General features: G+C 68.7%; 21 protein-coding genes. 14 read left to right on the forward strand and 7 right to left on the reverse strand.

Annotation, left to right across the window (positions count from 1 at the left end):
- Nucleotides 1–35: 35 nt before the first annotated feature.
- Nucleotides 36–965, reverse strand: a complete 930-nt coding sequence (gene ddh, locus NGM10_RS09975; RefSeq protein WP_253478054.1) for a D-2-hydroxyacid dehydrogenase — start codon at nucleotides 963–965, stop codon at nucleotides 36–38.
- A gap of 330 nt (nucleotides 966–1,295) precedes the next feature.
- Here ddh and NGM10_RS09980 point away from each other — a divergent pair, with 330 nt between their 5' ends.
- Complete coding sequence (locus NGM10_RS09980; protein ID WP_253478057.1) at nucleotides 1,296–1,727, forward strand: hypothetical protein; 432 nt, start codon at nucleotides 1,296–1,298, stop codon at nucleotides 1,725–1,727.
- A 27-nt stretch (nucleotides 1,728–1,754) separates the two neighbouring features.
- Here the strand turns inward: NGM10_RS09980 and NGM10_RS09985 are convergent, their stop codons facing one another.
- Nucleotides 1,755–2,840 carry a C39 family peptidase gene (locus tag NGM10_RS09985; RefSeq protein WP_253478060.1) on the reverse strand — a complete coding sequence of 362 codons (1,086 nt, stop codon included), beginning with the start codon at nucleotides 2,838–2,840 and terminating at the stop codon, nucleotides 1,755–1,757.
- Between the two features lie 266 nt (nucleotides 2,841–3,106).
- On the opposite strand from NGM10_RS09985, the gene NGM10_RS09990 reads away from it, so the two are divergent.
- The 3 genes from NGM10_RS09990 to NGM10_RS10000 all read left to right on the forward strand — a co-directional run bounded on the left by NGM10_RS09990 (nucleotide 3,107) and on the right by NGM10_RS10000 (nucleotide 5,702).
- On the forward strand, nucleotides 3,107–3,730 hold the full coding sequence (locus NGM10_RS09990) for a TetR/AcrR family transcriptional regulator (RefSeq protein ID WP_253478062.1): 624 nt from the start codon (nucleotides 3,107–3,109) through the stop codon (nucleotides 3,728–3,730).
- Nucleotides 3,727–4,989, forward strand: coding sequence for an MFS transporter (locus tag NGM10_RS09995; protein WP_253478065.1), 1,263 nt, complete (start codon nucleotides 3,727–3,729; stop codon nucleotides 4,987–4,989). Before NGM10_RS09990 ends, NGM10_RS09995 begins: the two co-directional genes overlap by 4 nt.
- 284 nt (nucleotides 4,990–5,273) lie before the next feature.
- Nucleotides 5,274–5,702 (forward strand): hypothetical protein, encoded by a 429-nt coding sequence (locus NGM10_RS10000; RefSeq protein WP_253478068.1) that lies wholly within the window; start codon nucleotides 5,274–5,276, stop codon nucleotides 5,700–5,702.
- A gap of 40 nt (nucleotides 5,703–5,742) precedes the next feature.
- Here the strand turns inward: NGM10_RS10000 and NGM10_RS10005 are convergent, their stop codons facing one another.
- Both NGM10_RS10005 and NGM10_RS10010 read right to left on the reverse strand, forming a co-directional pair.
- Nucleotides 5,743–7,041, reverse strand: coding sequence for an eIF2B alpha/beta/delta subunit family protein (locus NGM10_RS10005; protein ID WP_253478072.1), 1,299 nt, complete (start codon nucleotides 7,039–7,041; stop codon nucleotides 5,743–5,745).
- Nucleotides 7,042–7,132: 91 nt separating this feature from the next.
- Nucleotides 7,133–8,842, reverse strand: a complete 1,710-nt coding sequence (locus NGM10_RS10010) for an Hvo_1808 family surface protein (RefSeq protein ID WP_253478075.1) — start codon at nucleotides 8,840–8,842, stop codon at nucleotides 7,133–7,135.
- Between the two features lie 263 nt (nucleotides 8,843–9,105).
- Between NGM10_RS10010 and NGM10_RS10015 the strand changes: the two genes are divergently transcribed.
- The 3 genes from NGM10_RS10015 (at nucleotide 9,106) to NGM10_RS10025 (ending at nucleotide 11,569) form a co-directional block, all read left to right on the forward strand.
- Entirely contained in the window at nucleotides 9,106–9,636 is a 531-nt protein-coding gene (locus NGM10_RS10015) for a twin-arginine translocation signal domain-containing protein (protein ID WP_253478078.1), read from the forward strand.
- A gap of 162 nt (nucleotides 9,637–9,798) precedes the next feature.
- On the forward strand, nucleotides 9,799–10,566 hold the full coding sequence (locus NGM10_RS10020; protein ID WP_253478082.1) for a coenzyme F420-0:L-glutamate ligase: 768 nt from the start codon (nucleotides 9,799–9,801) through the stop codon (nucleotides 10,564–10,566).
- Nucleotides 10,553–11,569 carry a 5,10-methylenetetrahydromethanopterin reductase gene (locus tag NGM10_RS10025; protein WP_253478086.1) on the forward strand — a complete coding sequence of 339 codons (1,017 nt, stop codon included), beginning with the start codon at nucleotides 10,553–10,555 and terminating at the stop codon, nucleotides 11,567–11,569. Before NGM10_RS10020 ends, NGM10_RS10025 begins: the two co-directional genes overlap by 14 nt.
- Here NGM10_RS10025 and NGM10_RS10030 read toward each other — a convergent pair.
- Nucleotides 11,526–11,771, reverse strand: coding sequence for a DUF8024 family protein (locus tag NGM10_RS10030; protein WP_253478088.1), 246 nt, complete (start codon nucleotides 11,769–11,771; stop codon nucleotides 11,526–11,528). The genes NGM10_RS10025 and NGM10_RS10030 overlap by 44 nt on opposite strands.
- 25 nt (nucleotides 11,772–11,796) lie before the next feature.
- Entirely contained in the window at nucleotides 11,797–12,621 is an 825-nt protein-coding gene (locus NGM10_RS10035) for a hypothetical protein (protein WP_253478091.1), read from the reverse strand.
- Between the two features lie 243 nt (nucleotides 12,622–12,864).
- Here NGM10_RS10035 and NGM10_RS10040 point away from each other — a divergent pair, with 243 nt between their 5' ends.
- From NGM10_RS10040 to yciH, 5 genes are all read left to right on the forward strand, one after another.
- Nucleotides 12,865–13,173 (forward strand): DUF7573 domain-containing protein, encoded by a 309-nt coding sequence (locus NGM10_RS10040; protein ID WP_253478093.1) that lies wholly within the window; start codon nucleotides 12,865–12,867, stop codon nucleotides 13,171–13,173.
- Between the two features lie 410 nt (nucleotides 13,174–13,583).
- Nucleotides 13,584–14,567 carry an AAA family ATPase gene (locus NGM10_RS10045; RefSeq protein WP_253478095.1) on the forward strand — a complete coding sequence of 328 codons (984 nt, stop codon included), beginning with the start codon at nucleotides 13,584–13,586 and terminating at the stop codon, nucleotides 14,565–14,567.
- A gap of 1 nt (nucleotide 14,568) precedes the next feature.
- Nucleotides 14,569–15,690 (forward strand): DUF58 domain-containing protein, encoded by a 1,122-nt coding sequence (locus NGM10_RS10050; protein ID WP_253478097.1) that lies wholly within the window; start codon nucleotides 14,569–14,571, stop codon nucleotides 15,688–15,690.
- On the forward strand, nucleotides 15,687–17,972 hold the full coding sequence (locus NGM10_RS10055) for a transglutaminase TgpA family protein (protein ID WP_253478099.1): 2,286 nt from the start codon (nucleotides 15,687–15,689) through the stop codon (nucleotides 17,970–17,972). Before NGM10_RS10050 ends, NGM10_RS10055 begins: the two co-directional genes overlap by 4 nt.
- A gap of 137 nt (nucleotides 17,973–18,109) precedes the next feature.
- The gene (gene yciH, locus NGM10_RS10060; protein ID WP_253478101.1) at nucleotides 18,110–18,403 is read left to right on the forward strand and encodes a stress response translation initiation inhibitor YciH; all 294 of its coding nucleotides are present in this window, start codon (nucleotides 18,110–18,112) and stop codon (nucleotides 18,401–18,403) included.
- A gap of 58 nt (nucleotides 18,404–18,461) precedes the next feature.
- On the opposite strand, the gene NGM10_RS10065 is transcribed toward yciH, so the two are convergent.
- Nucleotides 18,462–18,839, reverse strand: a complete 378-nt coding sequence (locus NGM10_RS10065) for a rhodanese-like domain-containing protein (protein WP_253478104.1) — start codon at nucleotides 18,837–18,839, stop codon at nucleotides 18,462–18,464.
- Between the two features lie 160 nt (nucleotides 18,840–18,999).
- Between NGM10_RS10065 and NGM10_RS10070 the strand changes: the two genes are divergently transcribed.
- Both NGM10_RS10070 and NGM10_RS10075 read left to right on the forward strand, forming a co-directional pair.
- Nucleotides 19,000–19,299 (forward strand): DUF7562 family protein, encoded by a 300-nt coding sequence (locus NGM10_RS10070; RefSeq protein WP_253478108.1) that lies wholly within the window; start codon nucleotides 19,000–19,002, stop codon nucleotides 19,297–19,299.
- A gap of 166 nt (nucleotides 19,300–19,465) precedes the next feature.
- Complete coding sequence (locus NGM10_RS10075; RefSeq protein WP_253478111.1) at nucleotides 19,466–20,776, forward strand: ribonuclease catalytic domain-containing protein; 1,311 nt, start codon at nucleotides 19,466–19,468, stop codon at nucleotides 20,774–20,776.
- Nucleotides 20,777–20,792 lie beyond the last annotated feature (16 nt).

Here is a 20,792-nt window from a genome sequence, read left to right on the forward strand (position 1 = left end):
GGATGCGATGAGAGGGTCGAATCGGACGCGAGCGCTCAGACGACCCGGTTCATCAACTCCTGGCCGTCTCGTATCGCGCCGACGTTCTCGCGCACCAAATCCGCGATGTCCCGGTAGTAGTCCCGCGTGGCCGCGGCGCGGTGGGGCGTCACCACGACCTCCTCGAAGTCCCACAGCGGCGAGTCGGCGGGGAGGGGTTCGGTCTCGAACACGTCGAGGCCCGCGCCCGCGAGTTCGCCCTCCCGGAGCGCGGCGACCAGTTCGTCCTCGACGACGACCGGCCCGCGGGCGACGTTGAGGAGGTAGGCGTCCTCGCGCATCGCGTCGAGTTCCGCCCTGCCGATCAGTCCCTCGGTCTCGTCGGTCAGCGGGACCGCGAGCGCGACGAACTTGGCCTCACCGACTGCCTCGCGGAGGCGGTCGGGGGTGTAGACCTCCTCGACGCCCGCGACCGGGTCGCCCGAGCGCCGGACGCCCGTGACCCGCATGCCGAGCGCGTCGGCGCGCTCGGCGATGCCCCTGCCGAGGGTGCCGAGGCCGACGACGCAGAGGCGCTCGCCGTCGAGGGTGAACGGTTCGTCCCACGCGGGGTGTTCCCACTCGCGGTCCTCCTGCGCTCGGACGTAGGTGTGGAGTCTGCGCGCGAACGACAGCATCAGGCCGACCGCGAACTCGCCGACGCTGGTGTCGTGGATGCCCGTGCTGTTGGTCAGCGCGATGTCGGCCCCCTCGAACTCCGAAAGCGGGAAGCGGTCGTATCCGGCCTGAATCGAGTGGACCCAGTCGAGGTCGGCGTCGAGGAAGGCGTCGGTGTGGGCGAAGGTGACGACGGCGTCGCAGTCGGCGACGCCGTCGTCGCCGACGACGCCGACGTCGACCCCGAGGTCCGAGAGCTCCTCGCCGAGTCGCTCCGGGGGGAAGACGGCGCTCACCGAGTCGTGAATGGCGAGTCGTTCGACGTGCATGGAGACGTATCTACCGCGTCGGAAGGTCAAAGTTCGGGTGAACGCCTTCGGCGGTCTCACCGCGTATGGTCGGTGGCTCGGTGGAAGGTCCTCGTCACAAGGGGCTCGGAGGGGGTAACTTTCTTCATCGCCACCGAGTGGGAGTTGCGCGCTCGGGGTGAAAAGCCTCACGCAGTGCGGGCCGTCAGGGGTACCGATGACGACCCCCGTCGACCGAAGGTCGTCCTGGCACCCTCGATTGGCCGACCCGAGCGTGTCGGTTCGTCCCGACCGTTCGCTCGCGTCGGCGGGAAAGCTTATGCCTTAGTAGTAGTAAAATGACATTATTACATGAAATTTAGCCGCCGGTCCCTGCTCGGCCTCTCCGCGACGACGCTGGTGCCGATAACCGCAGGATGCTCGGGTCTGCGGGCGGGGTCGAACGACGACGCGGAATCGAACGCGGCCGGAGGGCGGGGTGCCGCCGACGTCAACGTCCACAACCTCCACGACGAGACCATCGGCGTCTCGATTCGCGCCGAGCGCACCGAGTCCGACTCGGATTCGGACGAGACGGTTCCGATAGACCAGACTGTGGAACTCGACCCCGCGGAGACACACACGATTCACAACAAGGTACTGTACGGTTCGGAGTACGACATCTCGGTCGGCCTCGAAGAGGGGTACGACGAAGAAGCGACGTGGACCCCCGAGAGCGGGGGCGGACTCCACCTGCTCTACGACGGGTCGGACAACGTCGTGTTCGCCGACGAGTTCGCCTGAACCGTCGGTCCGCGAGCAGACCGACGGTTACTGGACCGTCACTTCCGTGACGCAGGCGTCCCCCCACGAGCCGTGAGTGACGAGGTCCGGGCTGGTGGCGTAGGTGTTGTAGACCTTGTAGTACATGTTGCTACAGAAGGTTCCGCACGACTCCTCCCGGTAACCGACGACGCAGACCGAATGTCCCTCGCCCTTGTCCGTGTAGGGTCCGTTCTCCATGTTGAGCATGCAGGGATCGTCGTTCGATATCGCGCTCTTGACGTTCCCTTTGAATCCGGAGTGAACGTTGTTGGCGTTGTAGGAGTTCGACCCGTGGGAGTAGTCCTCTATCCCCGGCGGAATGTCCTTCCAGTAGGTACAGATGTCACAGAGGTCGCCCTCTCCGGTACCCATCTGGATGTGCAGGCGGTCGATGAGCGCCTCCCGGTCCTCGTCGTCGGTGTCGTCCAAGCCCTCGTGGTACCCGAGGACGATGGAGGCCGCGACCGGGATGCAACCGTCCCACTCGTCCCAACTGTCGCGTCCGGTTCCGATGTCGGTCTCGTCGGCCCCGCCACCGTCCTGCTCGGTCCAGTTCGGAACGCCGGACACCTCATCGTCCGTGCTACCTGACCAGTCCTCGTCGTCCTCCTGGTCCTTGTCGCTACTGGAGGCTCCGTCCTCGGTGGGCATCAGACTCGCGATGTCTGCCACGGGTCCGGCGCGATTCGGTCTCCCGCTTCGGAGGTCGACGGCCCCGACGTCTGTCGATTCGACGAGGAACTCGACGCCGCCGCGGTACAGAAACCGACCGGTCAGGGATTTACTGCTGGCGGGAGTCTTTCGCTTCGCTTCGGTCAGTTTCCGCTGTGGGGCCTCGCTTCCGCCGTATCCGAGTACCGCTCGCTCGGTCTGGCGGGCGCTCACGTTGATGTATCCGACGTCCTCGCCCCGGTTCTCGATGGGGAATATCCACGACCGGGGCGCGTGCTTCGTCGTTCCGCCGTCTTCGACCCTGGTGTAGAACAGTTCCGGCGACTTGACGCCCTCCGCGCTCCACCGTCCGAACTCGTCCCTCTGTCCGATATCCCCCACGGCCGACCGGGCGATTTTCCGGGCCGTGCTCTTGTCCACGGGTGCGTCGCGTTTCGTGGCCGCAGTTCCGAGTGACGAGAGCGCCGCTCCCGCGAGTCCCGTCGCTCCGATACTCTTCAACACCGTTCGTCTGTTTGTATGATTATCTATCATACAGAACCGATATGTAGATACAGTAACTTAAAATTACTTACTAGATTAGGGATGATATTATTAACTCTTCGTCGAGTGCAACCCGCCCGACCGGGCCCGTTCCCGACCGAAGAAGCCAACATCTTTCCCGCCGGACTGACTAACCGGTTAGTATGAACGCGACGGAGGACACCGGCGACGAGCCAGACACCCGGACCGACATCATGGAGGCGACGTACGCCGCGCTCTGCAAGCACGGCTACGCTGGCCTCACGATGCAGGCCATCGCCGACGAGTTCGACAAGACGAAGGCCGTCCTCCACTACCACTACGACACCAAGGAGGACCTGCTGGTCGCGTTCCTCGACTACCTGCTCGACCGTTTTCTCGACACCGTCGACATCGACGCCATCGACGACCCCGAACAGCGCCTCGTGGCGCTCGTCGACGCCCTCCTGCTCGGGACTCACGAGTCGCGCTCGGAGACCGACCACTGGGAGTACCACACCGCGCTACTCGAAGTTCGCGCACAGGCCCCCCACGACGACGCCTTCCGCGAGCAACTCACCACCAACTACCGGTTCGTCGAGGACGCCGCGGCCGCCATCATCGAGGAGGGAATCGAGCGCGGGGTCTTCCGCGAGGTCGACCCCGCGCGCACCGCGACGTGGTTGCTCGCGACCGTCAACGGCGCGCGACTCCACCAGGTCACGCTCGACGCCGACGTTGCCGAGGACGTTCGCGAGGCCGTGGTCGAGGACTGGGTCGCGTGGCTCCGGAGGCCCGATACCGAATGAGTCGGCTGGTCGGCGGCGACGACCCGAGCGTGCGGTACGTCGTCGGAAGTCTCGTCGCGGGCGTGTTCCTCGGCGGACTCGGCGGCGGGGTCGCGTTCCCGACCATCCCCTCGCTCGGGAACATCCTCGGTCTCTCGTCGCTGTTCGTCGGGCTCATCCTCTCGATAAACCGGTTCACTCGACTCCTGATGAACACGCCCGCGGGCCAGATACTCGACACGATGGGGACCCGCAGGCCGATGATCGCGGGCTTCTTCGTCCAAGGGTTCGTCCCCTTCGGGTACGTCCTCGCGCTGAACCCCGGGCCGATTCCGCTCGACAGCGGCACCATCTTCTTCCTCTCGCGGGCGTGCTGGGGCTTCGGGTCGGCGTTCGTCTTCGTCGGCGCGTTCAGCACCATCACCCACATCACGACGCCCGACAACCGGGGCAAGTGGGTCGGCTACATGCGCGGCGGCCAGAGCCTCGGGTTCCCAATGGGGCTGGTGGTCGGCGGCATCGTGACCGACGCGTTCGGCTACACCGAGGCGTTCCTGGTCGCGGGGGTCGCGGGCCTGTTCGCCGCGGTGGTCGCGGTGGCCGTCCTCCCCGACATCAACGCCGACGTGGAGACGACCAGCAGTCTCCGCCAGCTCCCCGCCATCGTCGGGGCCGACGTCCGCATCTTCACGGTCGGAGCCATCAACTTCGTCGTGCGCTTTCTGTTCGCGGGCGTCCTGCTCTCGACCATCGTGCTCTACGCCGAGGAGTTCGGCATCGGCATCGGGAGCCTCTCGGGCGTCGGCGCGAGCGGCCTCGTAATGGCCGTGAGCGTCGCGGGGTCGAGCCTGACCACCCTGCTCGTGGGCCGGTACTCCGACCGCCTCTCGAACCGGGCCGCGCTCACCCTGCCCGCGCTGACCGTCTTCGCCGCCGGGTTCGCCCTGCTCGCGCTCTACCCCACGCTCGAAGCGACGCTCGTCGGAGTCGCGCTCGTCGGCATCGGCGTCGGCGGGACGAACCCGCCCCTGCTCGCGTACCTCGGGGACATCAGCCCCGCCGACGACGTGGGGAAGCTCGGGGGCGTCTACAACGTCTTCGGCGACCTCGGGTCGACGCTCGGCCCGCTGGTCGCGCTCCCGTTCGCCGAACTGTTCGGCTTTCAGGTGGAGTATCTGGCCTGCGTCGCGCTCGTGGGGGTGGCTGGCCTGCTCGCCGCGAGAACGCTGTACGGCGATAGTTCGACGACCCGGGCCGTGGGCGCGCACGCAGACGACTGAGCAGGACCTGTCTCTAAGAGAACTCCAACGTCGTCGGCGCGCGCTGGCGCGACGCCCGCGGCGTCGCGCCCTCATGCGCGAGGGATGAGGACCGCAGACTGCGAGCAGAGCGAGCAGTCGAGGACCGCAATCGGTTGGGGAGGGTGTGGCCCGCGGTCGCGGTGCGGTTTCGGGAGGACCGAAAGGGGCCGCCCGGTCGCGGTCACGCGAGCGAAGCGAGTGTGACCTCGGGGGCTTTCTGAGTAGTCCTTACTCTTTTTACACTCGCCGCCAAAGCGGAGTCTATGGTCTCTCACGGCGATTTTGTCCCTGATGACTCGAAGTGCATCCGAGTCATCTATGACAAAGAGAATTCCCCGATAAGGGTATTACTTTATGAAGACTGGTATAACCGTCTAAAACCACTCTACGTCCATCTCGAAAAGATTTCTGCTTGTGTATCTATCGATGATATCCCGGATTATATTGAAACACATTTCGAGTGGGTTTCCCAATTATTCGTCGAGATTAGTGCTTATGGGTGGCAAGTCTCATTTGGAATATTTGACCTAATCTACCGACTAATAATGGGATTGGTCATTCGATGGGCAAAAGGACAAATTAGCCTTGGAAAGTTCACTTACAGAGCAGTTGGTCATTCTGGGAAATCGCGAACTGGGATGGCCCCTACTGGTGGTGGAACACAGCTCTTAGAACTACCTGTCGAAGGATAAGATATCGGATATTTGTAATAGTCCCAAAGCGGGAGCAGAGCTATCTACACCACTCCGACAACTCCTTTAGCTCCGCCACCACCGCCGAAATCCCCTCCGCGTCCAGCACCCCGCGCTCGGTAATCACGCCCGAAACGCACTCGCTGGGCGTCACGTCGAAGGTCGGGCTCAGCACCGACACGTCCGCTTCACCCTCGTACACCTCCCCCGAATCGCCTTCCTCCAGATGCACCGCGTCGTCGGTCCGGACCTTGTCCGTGGCCGCCACGGCGTAGACCGCGACCCCCTCCCGCGGGGCCGCGAGCGCGGCCCCGCGGGTGCCGGTCTTGTTCACGACGCGGCCGTCGGGCAGTACCGCGTCGGCACCCACCACCACGGCGTCCACGTCCTCGGTCGCCAGTACGTGGGCCACCGCGGCGTCGGTGTGGAGGGTCGCGTCCGGGCCGTTTTCGAGGCTCGCGAGTTCCTCGGCGACTCCCACGCCCTCCCGCGCCGGGCGCGACTCGGCGACGAAGACCCGGCTCGCTGAATCGAGCGCGTTGAGGACGGTGCCCGACCGCGAGAGAGTGAGGACCGTGGCGTCCCGAATCTCGTCGGCGGCGTTTTCAGCGGCTTCCTCGTCGGCGCGAAACGCTCGCTCGATTCCCTCGCGGGCCGCCCGCTCGACCGCCGCGGGAGTCTGCTCATCGCTGGAATCGGCCATCGCGCGGTTCACGCGGTTTCCGACGGCCGCCATGCTCGGTCGGGCGTCGAGGAGTCGCTCGGCGATTGCGGCGAGCGCCGACCAGTCGCCGGTCTCTCGGACCGCGAAGCTCCCGGCCCGGTCGCGCAGGACTTCGAGCGCGCGCACCGAGACGTACGCCGAGCCGTGGTCCGAATCCTCTGCGACCGCCTCGATGGTGGGCGCGACCCGCGAGTAGGCGGCCCAGAGGTTCGGGACCGTCTCGCGCCGGAGCATCTCGGTCGGGTGGACCCACTCGAACTCGGTCGTCTCCCGGTTCGTCTCGACGTTTCTGTCCTCGCAGTCGAAGAGGTAGGGGGAGACGACCCACCGCACCCCGAGGTCCTCGTCGCCGGGCGATTCCCGGCTTTTCGAGGCGGTCCCCGCCTCGCTGTCGGTGAACTCGAAGGCGACGCCCTTCCGGGCGAGTTCGCAGGCCGACAGCAGGCCCGTCTCCTCGGCGACCTCCTCGCGGGCCGCTTCGTCGGGAGCACCCTCGGCGTGGCCCGCGACCCCGCCCCACAGCCCCGAGTAGGAGCCGACCGCCTCCGAGCGCTTCAGCAGCAGGACCTCCCCGCGGTTCCGGAGGAAGCAGGTGACGACGTGGGTCTCGTCCATGCTCGACTCGTGGGTCGCGACCGGCTTGAAATTGCGGGACGACTCGACTCGGCTCGACGCGACCGCGGTCCCCGCGGTCGCGTCGGTCGGGCTACGACGCCGCGAGTTCCTGCCCGACGGCCTCGCTCGCGGTTGTCTCGTTCGTGGCGGTCTCGTTCGCTTCGACTTCGATGGTCGCAGAATCCGCCGCGTCGTCCGTTTCGGTCGCCGTCTCGGTCGCCGTCCCGGCGTCGTCTCCCGCGGTCTCGTTCGGCTCGGCTTCGGCCGCCGAGACATCCACGTCGGTCCGGACCTCCGACAGCTCTTCGACGGTCGGCGCGTTGGTGATGGTCACCGTCGTCCCCTCGACTTCGACGTGGAACGCGTCGGCGAACTCGCCGCCCGGGACGCGGTAGGTGTTCGGCCCGACCTCCTCGGCTCCCCAGTAGTCGAGGACCTGCCGGTAGCCCTCGACGAACTGCCGGGCGTCCTGCGGGGAGTCCCACGCCAGCCGCCAGACGTACCCGAGTTCGTCGTCGTCGTTCCGGTAGGCGTGGAGCCGGTCGCCGTCCCAGCCGGTCGAGTAGTTCGACTGGTAGCTCAGCGGGTCGAAATCGCCGACTTCGCCCGTCTCGTTGAAGTTGAGCCAGTCGACGGTCGGGACGATCTCGGTCCGGCCCTGACTGTCGTAGTAGGGGTAGACGAACATCGACATCAGCGCCGACTCGCCCAGTTCGGCGTAGCCGGGCCGGTCCCGCGGGTTCACGCGCGTCCACTCGTCGGTGGCCGCGTCGTCGAGGCTGACGTTCGTCGGCGAGTCGGTCCCGTACTTCTCGGGGTGGATGACCTGCTCGGTCGACTCGGGCGGGTCCTCGTAGAGGGCGTCGACCGCGTCCCAGCCCCCGACGTTACGGACGAACTGCACGAACCGCGGGCCGTCGCTGTACGGCTGGAAGTTGAGGAAGTACACCCCCATGTTGGCGAGGTCGCCCGAGGGTCCGGCGGGCGCGTCGAGACACTCCCACTCCTCGCTGCAGCGTTGCTCGTAGAGCGATTCGGTGTAGCTCGCGTCGCCCTCGACCAGTCCGTTCCGGGCGTTGGCGTCGTCGCGCAGGCGCGGGCTGAGGTGGTCGCCCGAGAGATTGTGCGTCCGGTCCTGCCACGCGTGGACGAGTTCGTGTGCGAGCGTCAGTTCGCCGATTCGGAGGTCGTCGGCGCTCTCGGCCACGACGACTATCTCGTCGGCCTCGGGGCTGTAGAAGCCGAGGACGCTCCCCCCGGCGTTCTGGTTCTGGACCTCGATGGCGTCGGTGCCCTCGCCCACGAGGAACATCGCCTCGAACTTCGCGTTGTCGAAGGTCCGGAGTTCGGGCGTGACCTCGCCGAAGAACTGGCGTTCGCGGAGTTCGTCGCGGCTGATGACCGACACCGGCACCGACCCCTCGAACTCGATGCACCTGACCGCCTCGACCCTGGCGGTCGTCCGGGCGACGACCGCCTCCAGTTCGTCGTCGCTCAGCCCGCCGCTCTCGTTCACGTCGAGCGACTCGTCGTACCAGTAGCCGTCCTCCCACCCGATAGCGTCCTCGTCGGGGTCCGAGCCGTCTGACGGCGGCTCGGCGGCGCACGCCGACTCGGCGGCTTGCTCGCCTCCCTGTGCGGTCGCTCCCCCGGCGTCGTGCGCGGTGGCTCCGCCCTGTGCCGCGGTGGCGACCGCAGACTCGTCTGCGGTCGCCTGTGCGCCCATCGCCCCCGCGACCCCCGACGCGGCCACGACGACGACCAGCAGTATCGCTATTTTCTCTCTGCGTGTTGTTACCACAGTTCTTCCCCGTCGGCACCACCACGGCATCCGGGAAAAGTACACCGTCCGTGGCGGGAGTACACCGTCCGTGGGAGGCCCCGCGCCTCTGGGGGTCGCGCTCGCGCGACCCCCAGAGGCGCGCCGGACCTCTCGACCCGCGTCTGACGGGGACCGAGACGCCTCAGCTCCCCGACGATAATCCCTGCCTATCAGGTCGTTTCCGGTCGTTGACGGCCCAATAACAAAGCGCGAACCCGCCGTCTTCCGGGCCGGATACAGCCATGACACGAAGGAGTTCGGACGACGACACGTTCAGTATCGACCGGCGCGACGTGCTGAAGCTGACCGGCGCGGCCGTGGTCGGCGCGGGTGCGTTCGCCGGGTCGGCGAGCGCCTCCAGCACCCAGTTCATCGGGTGCACGCAGGTCTGCACCGGCACCGACGGCGACCACGTCGTCGTCTCGACCGACGACGGCTACGAGTGCCGACTGCTCGACAAGAGCGACGAGGAGCAGGCGACCGAGCGCGACGACCTCGCGTTCGCCGCGGAGGTGTACGCGTGCTACCAGACCGACGAGGGCGAGGCCATCGTGGGCGTCCTCCACCGCGACGCCGACGCAGGCGGCGAGGACACCGCGGTCGCCGGGTTCTGTCTCAATCCGAACGACTGCGCGAGCCAGTACTACGAGTCGGCCGAGGAGGTCCTCTCGGGACTCGACTGCGACGCCTACGACGAGATTCGGCCCGAGTGCGTCGGGTGGGTGTACGACGAGGCCGGAGAGGAGTACCCCGAAGACGAAGAGAGCGACTGAACCGCGGGCCAGCGTTCGAACGCGACGCTCGGACTCGACGTTCGAACGCGACCGGCCGGTGAGCGCTCGCGTGCGAGCGCTCACCGGCCGAGAGTTGCCGTTGCCGAGTAGGCCTTGCCCGTTTCGGACGGGTTTTTATCCGCGACGCGCCAACGACCCGACATGGACGTGTTCGCGGTTCCGGGACTCCCCGAAGTCCGGCCGGGCGACGACCTCGCGGCGCTGGTCGAGCAGCGGGCCGACCTCCGCGACGACGACGTGGTGGTCGTCGCGAGTACCGTCGTCTCGAAGGCCGAGGGTCGACTCGCCGACCTCGACGACTTCCCGCCGAGTCCCCGCGCGAGGGAGATCGCGGCCCGACTCGAAGACCTCTCGGGCGAGCAGAAGGACCCCCGATTCGCGCAGGCGGTGCTGGAGGAGAGCACCGAGATCATCATGGAGGCCCCGTTCCTGCTCACCGCCACTCGGTTCGGCCACGTCGGCGTCAACGCGGGCATCGACCGGTCGAACGTCGGCGACGGCGACCACGACCTCCTGCTCCTGCCCGAACGCCCGAGCGAGAGCGCCGACCGAATCCGGTCGGCGCTCTCGACGGACTCGGCGGTGGTCGTCAGCGACACCTGCGGGCGGCCCTTCCGGCACGGCCAGCGCGGGGTCGCGCTCGGGTGGGCGGGCATCCCGGCCTCGCGGGACTGGCGCGGCGAGCGCGACCGCGACGGCCACGAACTCGAAGTCACGGTCGAGTCGGTGGTCGACGAACTCGCCTCGACAGCGAACCTCGTGACCGGCGAGGGCGACGACGGCCTCCCGGTCGCGGTGGTCCGGGACTGGGACTTTGGCGACCACGAGGGGAGCGAGAACCTCTTTCGCGACGTGGAGGGCGACTTCGTCCGGCAGGCCCTCAGGGGGTGGGAGTTTGCGCGGGATTGAGATAACCCCCGAACACCCGGTCGAGGAACTGGTCGAGCTGGGGACCACGGCGGAGCAGGAGGGCTTCGACACCGTGTTCGCGAGCTGTCACTACAACAACCGCGACCCCTTCATCGCGCTCGACCGCATCGCGGCCGCCACCGACGAGGTCCGGGTCGGGCCGGGCGTCGCCAACCCCTACGAGACCCACCCCGCGACGCTGGCCTCGCGGGTCGCCACTCTCGACGAGGCCAGCGGGGGCCGGGCGGTCTGCGGCCTCGGCGCGGGCGACCGCTCGACGCTCGCCAATCTGGGCTACGACCGCGACCGACCCCTCCGGCGCGTGCTGGAGGCGATGAAGGTCTCCCAGCGGCTCTGGGCGGGCGAGCGCGTCGACCACGACGGCACCTTCCGAGCGACGGACGCGGGCCTGAACTACGAGGTCGGGGCGTCCTCGGACGCCCCGACCTCGGACTCCGAAAGCCCCATCCCCGTCTACGTCGGCGCGCAGGGCCCGCACATGATCCGGATGGCCGCCAAGCACGCCGACGGCGTGCTGGTCAACGCCGCCCACCCGAAGGACTTCGAGTGGGCCGAGACGCAGGTCGAGACGGGCCTCGCCGAGCGCCCCGACGAGCGAGGGGCGTTCGACTTCGCGGCGTTCGCCAGCGTCAGCGTCGCCGACGAGGCGGAGGCGGCCCGCGAGGCCGCCCGACCCCCGGTCGCGTTCATCGTCGGCGGGGCGGCCCCGCCGGTGCTGGAGAGACACGGCATCGACCGCGAGCGCGCCGAGGCCATCGGCGACGCCATCGAGTCGGGCGAGTTCTCGGCGGCGTTCGAGGCGGTCACGCCCGAGATGATAGACGCGTTCTGCATCGCCGGAACGGTCGAGACGGTCGCCGACAGGATAGCCGCGGTGCTAGAGTTCGCCGATAGCTTCGTGGCGGGGTCGCCGCTCGGCCCCGACCCGAGAGAAGCGATCAGCCTTGCTGGGGCGGCCTGCGACCGAGCGACTCGGGAGTGACGTAGTCGACCGCCGCGCCAGCCGCGAGGTAGGCCATCACGAGCGACGACCCGGCGACGAACAGGAACCCGAACAGCATCAACAGCGCCGACAGCGGACTGCTCAGCGCCACCTCGCTGAAGTAGCCGACCATGTCGACGACGTTCTGGATGATACTCACCATGTCCGAGAGTGCGCGTTGGGGGTACTTGTTTTCTGCCATCCGCGAGCGACCGCGTCGCTCGACCCTACCCCGTGAGCGTCGCCGGGCCCGCGTACCGGACGAACTTCGTCGCGGTGTCGAACTCGATGAGTCCGGTCTCGGCCAGCGCCGGGAGATACCGGTGATAGAGTTGGAGCGTCGTGCGCTCGGGGTCGCTCGGAAACGAGTTTCGCGGGTCCTGTGCCAGCATGGTCGCGAGCTCGTCGAGCGAACAGTCGCCGCACGCCGCGACCGCTTCGAGGGTCGCCCACTGGCGGGTGAGGCTCCGTTCGCTGGTGCGCGACCGGAGGAGTTCCGGTCCCCCGAAGTCGTCGTCGGACCGCGAGCGACCTGCGGGTCGCTCGCGGTCGGACTTCCTGGACCGGGAGCTATCCGCGGGCTCCGTGGTCCCAGCGCTATCGGCAGACTCCGATTCCAGCGAGGAGTCGACCACGCGCGTCGTGTGGAGTTGCGCGACCGCGGTCGCGAATCCGCCCACGCCGCCGATGAGCGACAGCACCGCGACGAGGAAGATCGGCTCGACTATCGCGGTCCCCTCGAAGTGTTTGTGCAGGAGAACGAACCCAGCGATGCTCGTGAGCGAGACGATGCCGCCGACCGTCCACCAGAGGGTGCGCCAGAGCTCCTCGGTGGTGAAATCCTCCGTCGCCAGCCAGTAGGCACCGTACATCAGCGTCGCGGGGAGCGCGAGCGTGAGGCCGTACTCGACCAGCATCCACACCGGCGGCGAGTAGGCGTCGGTCATGAGCCTGAGGCCCGCGACCGCGCCGAGCGCGAGCGCGAGCGAGGCGAGCAGGAGCGTCGGGATTTCGACCGAGTGTCGCTCCTCGCGGTCCGATGACGTGTACATTGAACTATCCTCCGAGAATGATGCCTATAATTCTGTCCCCTCTCAAGATGGCGAGAGGTGTGCGTTCGCCGCCGAGGGGGCCGTCTCGACCCCTGACCGGTCGCGCGGGCTCGCGAACCCACCGCGATTCGCCCGTCGCGTCGCCTCCGTGCGGAGACGCCGCTCCCGAGCGCCGCCCGGACGCCGCTGTCCGCCCGGGACGCCTCCGCTACGCTTACCACGGGGGGCTCCGTAGACTCGGCCGTGACAGAGGACGCATCGCTCGACGCCTTCGCCTCCGGGGAGCGGGACGACGAGACCGGCGACCCCGAGACGGGCGTTTCGGGGGACGATTCCACAGCGGACCACGCGGAGACCGATTCCACAGCGGACCACGCGGCGACCGATTCGGCGGCCTCGGCCGCCGAATCGGTCGAACCCGCGAGCTCGACCTTCGCGTGGTCGCCCGAGGGCGGCGAGTGCGCCAACTGCGGCGCGTCGGTCGAGCGACGGTGGCGTGCCGACGGCCAGAAGGACGGCGGGCTGGTCTGTGCCGACTGCAAGGAGTGGTGACCGGCGCGGAGCGATAGACGCGACGCGCGGGCTTTCCTATCGAACGATCCGCCGAGAGCGATGCGGCTAGTACAAGCCAGTATAATACAGTACAAAGCAGTACTACCAGTACAAAACAGTACTACCAGTACAAAACAGTACTACCAGTACAAAACAGTACTACCAGTACAAAACAGTAGGAAACGGTTGGACGCAGTGGGGAACAGTAGCTCCTTGTCCGGTCGTCGGCTCTCGGGAGACCCGAGAACCGACGGCTTCGCGGTTCGCTCCACGCCGAAGCCCAGAGCGAACCCCCCGCTCGGGACAAAAGTTTCAAAGGTGGGGGAGTAAGGTAGTGCCAACAGGCGCACGCGCTCGGCGGCCCAGACGGCCGCCGACTTTCTCGCCCTCCCGCGCCGACACAGCAACCCATGACGGAAGCCAATCAGAACCCGAAACCGCGGCCGACCGACGAGTCGCCCGAGCCCCTCTCGATAGACGAGACGGCGGCGCTCGCCGCCAGCGTCGTGGAGAACGTCGAACGGGTCATCGTGGGCCACCACGACGTGACCGAGCACATCGTGACCACCATCCTCGCTCGCGGGCACCTCCTGCTCGACGACGTGCCGGGCGTCGGCAAGACCATGCTCGCCCGGTCGCTGGCTCGCTCCATCGATTGTGAGTTCAGCCGGGTCCAGTTCACCCCCGACCTCCTCCCGACCGACGTGACCGGGGTGAACGTCTTCGACGAGCGCACCCGCGAGTTCGAGTTCCGGCCCGGGCCGGTGTTCGGCAACGTGGTGCTGGCCGACGAGATAAATCGAGCGCCCCCCAAGACCCAGTCGGCCCTGCTCGAAGCCATGGAGGAGGCACAGGTCACCGTCGACGGCGAGACCCGCGAACTCGACCAGCCGTTCGTCGTCATCGCGACCCAGAACGACGTGGAGGCCGACCGGACCTACGACCTGCCCATCGCCGAGGTCGACCGGTTCACCAAGCGCCTCACGCTCGGCTACCCCTCTCCCGACGAGGAGTCGGAGGTCCTCCGACGCGTGACGGGCCGCCACCCCATCGAGGACCTCGACCCCGTGGCGACCGGCGAGGCGGTCCGACGCGCCCGCGAGGCGGTCGCGCGCGTGACCGCCGAGGACCCCGTCCGGGAGTACGTCACCCGGCTCGCAAACTACACCCGCGACGAGGCCGACCTCGGGGTCAGCCCCCGCGGGTCCATCGCGCTCCTCCGGGCGGCGCAGGCCCGCGCGGCGCTCGACGGCCGCGACTACGTCGTCCCCGACGACGTGCAGGTCGAGGCCGAACCGGTGCTGGCCCACCGGGTCCGGACCGGCGCGGAGACCGGCGGCCGGACCGGTGCCGAACTGATCCGCGAGGCGGTCGAGACCGTTCCGGTGAAGTGAGATGCTGACGCGACGCGGATGGGCGCTCGCGGTCGCCGTCGCGGCCGCGCTGGCGATGGCGACGTGGTTCGGCGCGCGCTCGCTGAACGCCGTGGTCGCCCCGGCGCTGGTCGCGCTCGCGGCGGGGGGCGTCCAGCTGTGGCGCACCCCCCGGCCCGACCTCCGCATCGAGACGCCCGACTACGGGTTCGCGGGCGAGACCGCGACCGTCTCGCTCGACTTCGACGCGGCGACGCCGCTGGCCGGGACGGTCCGCATCTGGACCGACGACGGCCTCCGGGTCGCCGAAGACCGGGTCGAGACGACCGTCGCCGCCGACCCGATAGACTTCGAGGTCGAGCTTCGCGACCGCGGCGTCCGGTCGGTCGAGCGGGTCGAGGTGGTCGCGACCGACGTGTTCGGCCTCGTGCGTTCGCGCTACCGGTACCTCCACCGGTCCGAAGTCGTGGTCTTCCCGAGGGTCCGTCGGCTCCGCGACGCCGGGGAGCTCGCGGCGCTCCACCGCGAGTTCGGTCTCGGCGGCCGCGAGCGGTTCGACTCGCTGCGGGAGTACGCCCGGGGCGACCCGCTCCGGGACGTTCACTGGAAGTCGAGCGCCAAGCGTGCCGACGCCGACCTCGTGGTGATGGAGTTCGAGGCCGACGAGCGACGCCGCCGGGTCGAACTCCTCGCGGAGGCCGACCCCGGCCGGGCCGACGACGTGGCCGAGGCGGCCGCGAGCGTCGCGGCCTTCCTGCTCGACGCGGGGCTGGCGGTCGGGCTGACCGTCCCCGACGACCGGGTCGAACCCGGCGCGGGACCCGACCACCGGACCGACCTGTTCGCGGCGCTCGCCCGGACCTCGGCGGGGAGCGTCGGCGGCTCGCGCCGCGAGCGCGCCGACGCGGTCGTGACGGGACCGGCCGACGCCGACGCGGTCCGGGTCTCGGTCGGCGACCGGACCGTGACGTTCGACCGACTGGTCGGCGACGCGCCGGGCGGGGCCGTCTCCGCGGAGACGGCCCCGCCCGGCCGGGGTTCCGCCGGTCGGAGCGGTCGCGATGGCGGGGGAGGTCGCGCTGGCGGGGGAGGTCGCGCTGGCGGGGACGATTCCGCCGGTCGAAACGGGGGTGAGCGCGCGTGAGCGCCCCGACCGACGCGTCGGTCGGGCGCGCACTCGACCTCGGGGACGCGAGCGTCCCCTACCACCGGCTCGCGGTGGGATCGACCGCGGTGCTGATGGCGACCTACCTCGGCGTGCTATACCACGTCACCGACGTGGTGGGCGGGACGACCGCCCTGCTAGCGCTGGTCGCCGGGACCCTGTTGGCGGGGGCGCTGGTGGCCCGCCGCCTCCGGCCGTTGCAAGCGGGGCTCCTCGGCGGCGGCCTGCTGGCGGTCGGTCTGGTGGCGTACTACCTCGCGGTGCCCAGCGCCTACGTCGCGGCCGGGTCGGTCGGCAAGGTGGTCGCCGACAACGTCGCGCTCCTGACCGGCCTGTCGGTCCTCCGGATGACCGAGGTCGGCGCGTGGGCGCTCGGCGTCGCGCCCGGACTGGCGTTCGGGCCGTGGTACCTCGTCCTGCGTCGGCGCTACGCGCTGGCGGTCGCCGCTGGCGGGGCCGCGCTCGGCTTCTTCGTCCTCACGGGCGACGCCGGGAGCTTCGCCACCCTCGTCGGGTCGCTCGCTGGCGCGGCGACCCTCGGGTTCGGGACGCTGGCGCGCCGCGGCGGGACGCCAGCGCAGGCCGACACCGTCGCGGTCGTGCTGGTGGCGATGGTGGTCGTCTCCTCGACGGTCAGCGTCGTCCCGGGCGGCGCGGCGAGTCCCGTCCTCCCCGGCGGGTCCGGCGGGTCGACGCCGACCGTCGAGGCGAGCGCGGTCACCAACGACGACCGGACCGACATCGTGGGGGCGATTCGGCTCTCGCCCGAGGTCCGATTCAGGGTCGAGGCCGACGAGTCGCGCTACTGGCGGGTCGGGGCGTACGACCGCTACGACGGCGGCGGCTGGATTCGGACGGGCGAAGTCGAGGAGTACGGCCCGCAGGGGTCACCCCCCGGCGAGACCGAGACGGTCACCCAGACCGTCACGGTCGAGACCGATTCCTTCGACGCGATGCCCGCGGCCTACAGGCCGACCGAACTCGTCGAGGGCGACGAGTCGAACACCCGCGTCACCGCGGAGGGGTCGTTCGACCCCGTGGGCACGCTCCGGGACGGCGAGCGCTACGCGGTCGTCAGCCGGACGCCCGACCCCGACGCCGAGGACCTCGAAACGGCCGGGACCGACTATCCCACCGAGGTCGAACAGCGCTACCTCCAACTGCCCGATTCCTCCGAGGACCGCATCCGCGAGCGCACCGACGAGATAACCGCCGACGCCGAGACGCCCCACGCGAAGGCGGTCGCCGTCGAGGACTGGCTGGAGTCGAACAAGGGGTACTCGCTGTCGGTCGACCGGCCCGAGGGCGACGTCGCCGAGGAGTTCATCTTCGAGATGGACGAGGGCTACTGCACCTACTACGCCACCTCGATGGTCGCGATGCTCCGGTCGCAGGGCGTCCCCGCGCGGTACGCGGTCGGCTACACCCCCGGCCAGCGGGTCGCCGAGGACGAGTGGGTCGTCCGGGGCCTCGATTCCCACGCGTGGGTCGAGGTGTACTTCCCGGACGTGGGGTGGGTCGAGTTCGACCCCACCCCGGCCGAGCCCCGCGAGCGCGCCGAGTCGGCCGAACTCGAAGGTGCCCGCGAGAGCGACGCCTCCGACGTGGACACCGACGAGAGTGCTGAGGGGACGTGGACGACGACCGAAACCCCGACGACCGCGACCCCGACGACGACCGAGTCGGGGACCGATTCGGACGGCGAGACGACGGCGACCGCGACCGACCCGGACACCGGCGACCGCGGCGGGACGGCCCCCGACCGCGACGACCTGCTCGACCCCGAAGACGGCGCGACGACGGGGACGACGACGGCGACGACGGGGACGACGCCGACCGCGAGCGGGCCGACCGACGACGAGGGCGTCGGCGTCCCGATGGAACCGCCCTCGCGCGAGGGGGCCGCGCTCGCCGCGCTGGTCGCGGTCGGACTCGCGGCGGCCGCCCGCCGGACGGGCCTGCTCGCGCGGGTCCGCCGGACGGTCTGGCTCTACTGGCAACCCCGCGAGGACCCCGAGACCGACGTTTCCCGGGCGTTCGACCGACTGGAGCACGCGCTCGGTCGGGAACGCCGCGAGCGACGCCCGGGCGAGACCCCCCGGGAGTACCTCGCGGCGATGGGCGACCTCGACGACCGGGTCGAGCGGGTCGGCCGCCTCCACGAGCGCGTCCGGTACGCGGGCGAGCGCGACGCCGACCTCGCCGACGAGGCGGTGGCGCTCGTGAACGAACTGATTCGGGAACGCCGTCCCCTCGGGTAGTCCCCGGGTCGCTTGTCGCCGCCGCGTGACCTCGCGGAAAATAGCGTCGGCCCCGACGCGCTGGCTCGCTCGCGGCTCACGGTTCGGCAGCCCTAGCGATACTGTTTTGTACCCCTACGACCAATCCCCAGACTGTAATGTCGGAAGTCTGCTCGACGTGCGGGCTGCCCGAGGAGCTTTGCGTCTGTGAAGACGTCGCAAAGGAGTCTCAGCAGATCAACATCCGCATCGACGAGCGCCGTTACGGGAAAGAGGTAACGATTATCGAAGGATTCGACCCGAAAGACGTCGATTTGGACAGCCTCTCGTCGGACCTCAAATCGAAGTTCGCGTGCGGCGGGACGGTCGAAGACGACCAGATCGAGCTCCAGGGCAATCACACCGGGCGCGTCGAGGATTTCCTGCGTGACAAGGGCTTCAACGTAGCCTGACCGCTCGCGCGGTTCGCCGACGTTTCAGGGAGAGCGAGTGGCGACGCTTTCGGCGTTTCTAGAAGGGCGCGTCCGGTCCCTCGGACCGCGACTCGCTCTCGCTTTCGTCCCCGCCGTCGGACCGTGCGAACTCGCCGTCCCACTCGTTCAGACCGCCAGCCATGCTCTCGACCCGGGCGTCGTCCGGGACGCCCTCGTAGGAGGCGATGAGTCGGGCGGCCTGCACGCTCGATTTGCCGTGGGGACAGACCGTGACGACGCGCTCCGCGCCGTCGAGGCGCTCTATCTCGTCGGCGAGCGCGTGGAAGGGGATGTTCTCGCTGTCGGGGATGTGGCCCCGGTCGAACTGCGCCTCGGGGCGGATGTCCACGACCCGAACGTCGCACCCCGTTTCGAGCAACTCGCGGACCTCCTCGGGGGAGATTTCTGCGTCCATCGTCTCCCCGTTGTGGGTCGGACCGAATAAGCCCCGCGGTGGCGGGGGCGGTACGCTCCGCTTACCGCCGGGGGAGCCCTCTCACCGGCGTGGCGGGTCCCGGCCACCTGCCGAACAGGTGACCAAAAACCGCAAGTAACGGCGTCCCGTTGGTGAGCGTATGTGGGGTTCCCGGAGAAGCCGGGGAAACGACTCGGTCGAGTGCATCGCGTGCGGTCTCTCGCTCAGTCGGTCGGACGCCCGGGAGTACGACAAGGAGGGAGACCGCTGGGAACGGAAAGGCAAGGAGTTCGAGCACCTCTGCAAGGAGTGTCACGACGACCTCTGTCACCAACCGCGGAACGAACTGGAGGGACTGCTCGTCGATATCGAGGCCGGGAGACTCGACGAACGGGAGTTCCTCGACCGCTACGCCCGGGCGGTCGAGGAGCGTTACGGCCCGCTGGACTACGAGCGGTGAGCGCCCGTTGAACTACGAAGGGCGAGCGCCCGCCGACCCACGAGCGGTGAGCGCCCGCCGAGCGGCGGGCGCTCACCGCCGTTCCGGCGTCGCGGCGTTTCGGGGCGTCGCCGCTCGTGTTCCGCGCTCCGATACTCCTAACTACTCGTCGCCGTAATCGTTCGGTATGACGAGCGACGCGCAGGCCGAGGCCGGAACCGCGGAGGGACAGGGCCCGGTCGAGATTTCGCCGGAACTCGCCGAGCGACTCGACGAACACCGCAAGGAGCTGTTCGAGAAGTTCGAGATTCGCGACGAGTTCCCCCAGTCGGTGCTCACCGAGGCCGAGAAACGGACCGAGGACGTTCAGGAGGACATCCGCGAGGAGGTCGAGGAGCGCCGGGACCTCCGGGAGATGACCACTTGGACCACCGACCCCATCGACGCACAGGACTTCGACGACGCCCTCTCGGTCGAGGAGCGCGACGACGAGTACGTCCTCTGGGTCCACATCGCCGACGTGACCCACTACGTTGACCCCGAGTCGAACATGTGGGCCGAGGCGGTCGAGCGGGCCAACACCGTCTACCTGCCCGCCTACACCATCCACATGTTGCCGCCGGTCCTCGCGGAGACGGTCTGCTCGCTCGTGCCCAACGAGGACCGTCTGGCTCACACCGTCGAGATGCACCTCGACAAGGAGCATCTGGGCTACGAGTCCATCGACATCTACAAGTCGGTCATCCGCAGCGACGCCCGCCTGACCTACACCGAGGCCGAGCGCCTGCTCGACGAACCCGAGACCGCCGCCGACCTGCTGGAGGACCCCGAGGTCGACCTCGCGGAGAAGACCGAACTCGTCTGGGAACTCGCAGACCGGATGCACGAACAGCGCAAGGAGGACGGCAGTCTCGTCCTCAACCCCCGGCGGGACCGCGCCCACACCATCATCGAGGAGTGCATGCTCAAGGCCAACAAGGCCGTGACCCACCAGCTGATGTGGGACCGGGGCGTCGAGGCGATGTACCGGGTCCACCCCCAGCCCAGTCCCGACGAGTGGGGCGAGGCGCTGCGGGAGATTCAGGAACTCGACGGCGTCTCCATCCCGGGCGAGGCGTGGGACGACCCCCGGAAGGCGGTCAACGCCACCCTCGAAGAGGCCCCCGCCCGCCAGCTCGACAAGATCCAGTGGGCGGTGATGAAGGTGATGCCGCGCGCGAAGTACATGAACGACCCCTTCGGCGGCCACCACGCGCTGAACTTCGAGATATACGGCCACTTCACCAGCCCCATCCGTCGCCTGTCGGACCTCATCAACCACTGGATCGTCTACACCAACGACGTTCCGGAGGACCTCGTGGCGCTCTGCGACCGCGCGAGCGACAAGCAGGCCGACGCCGAGGCGTGCGAGCGCGAGTACAAGCAGTTCCTCGAAGAGGTGGGACTCGACCCCAACGCGGTCAACAACCGCGGCATCGAAGTGGTCGAGGAGGACTGAGACCTCGGCCGCGTGC

This window comes from Halorussus salilacus, assembly GCF_024138125.1.
GTDB classification, from domain to species: domain Archaea; phylum Halobacteriota; class Halobacteria; order Halobacteriales; family Haladaptataceae; genus Halorussus; species Halorussus salilacus.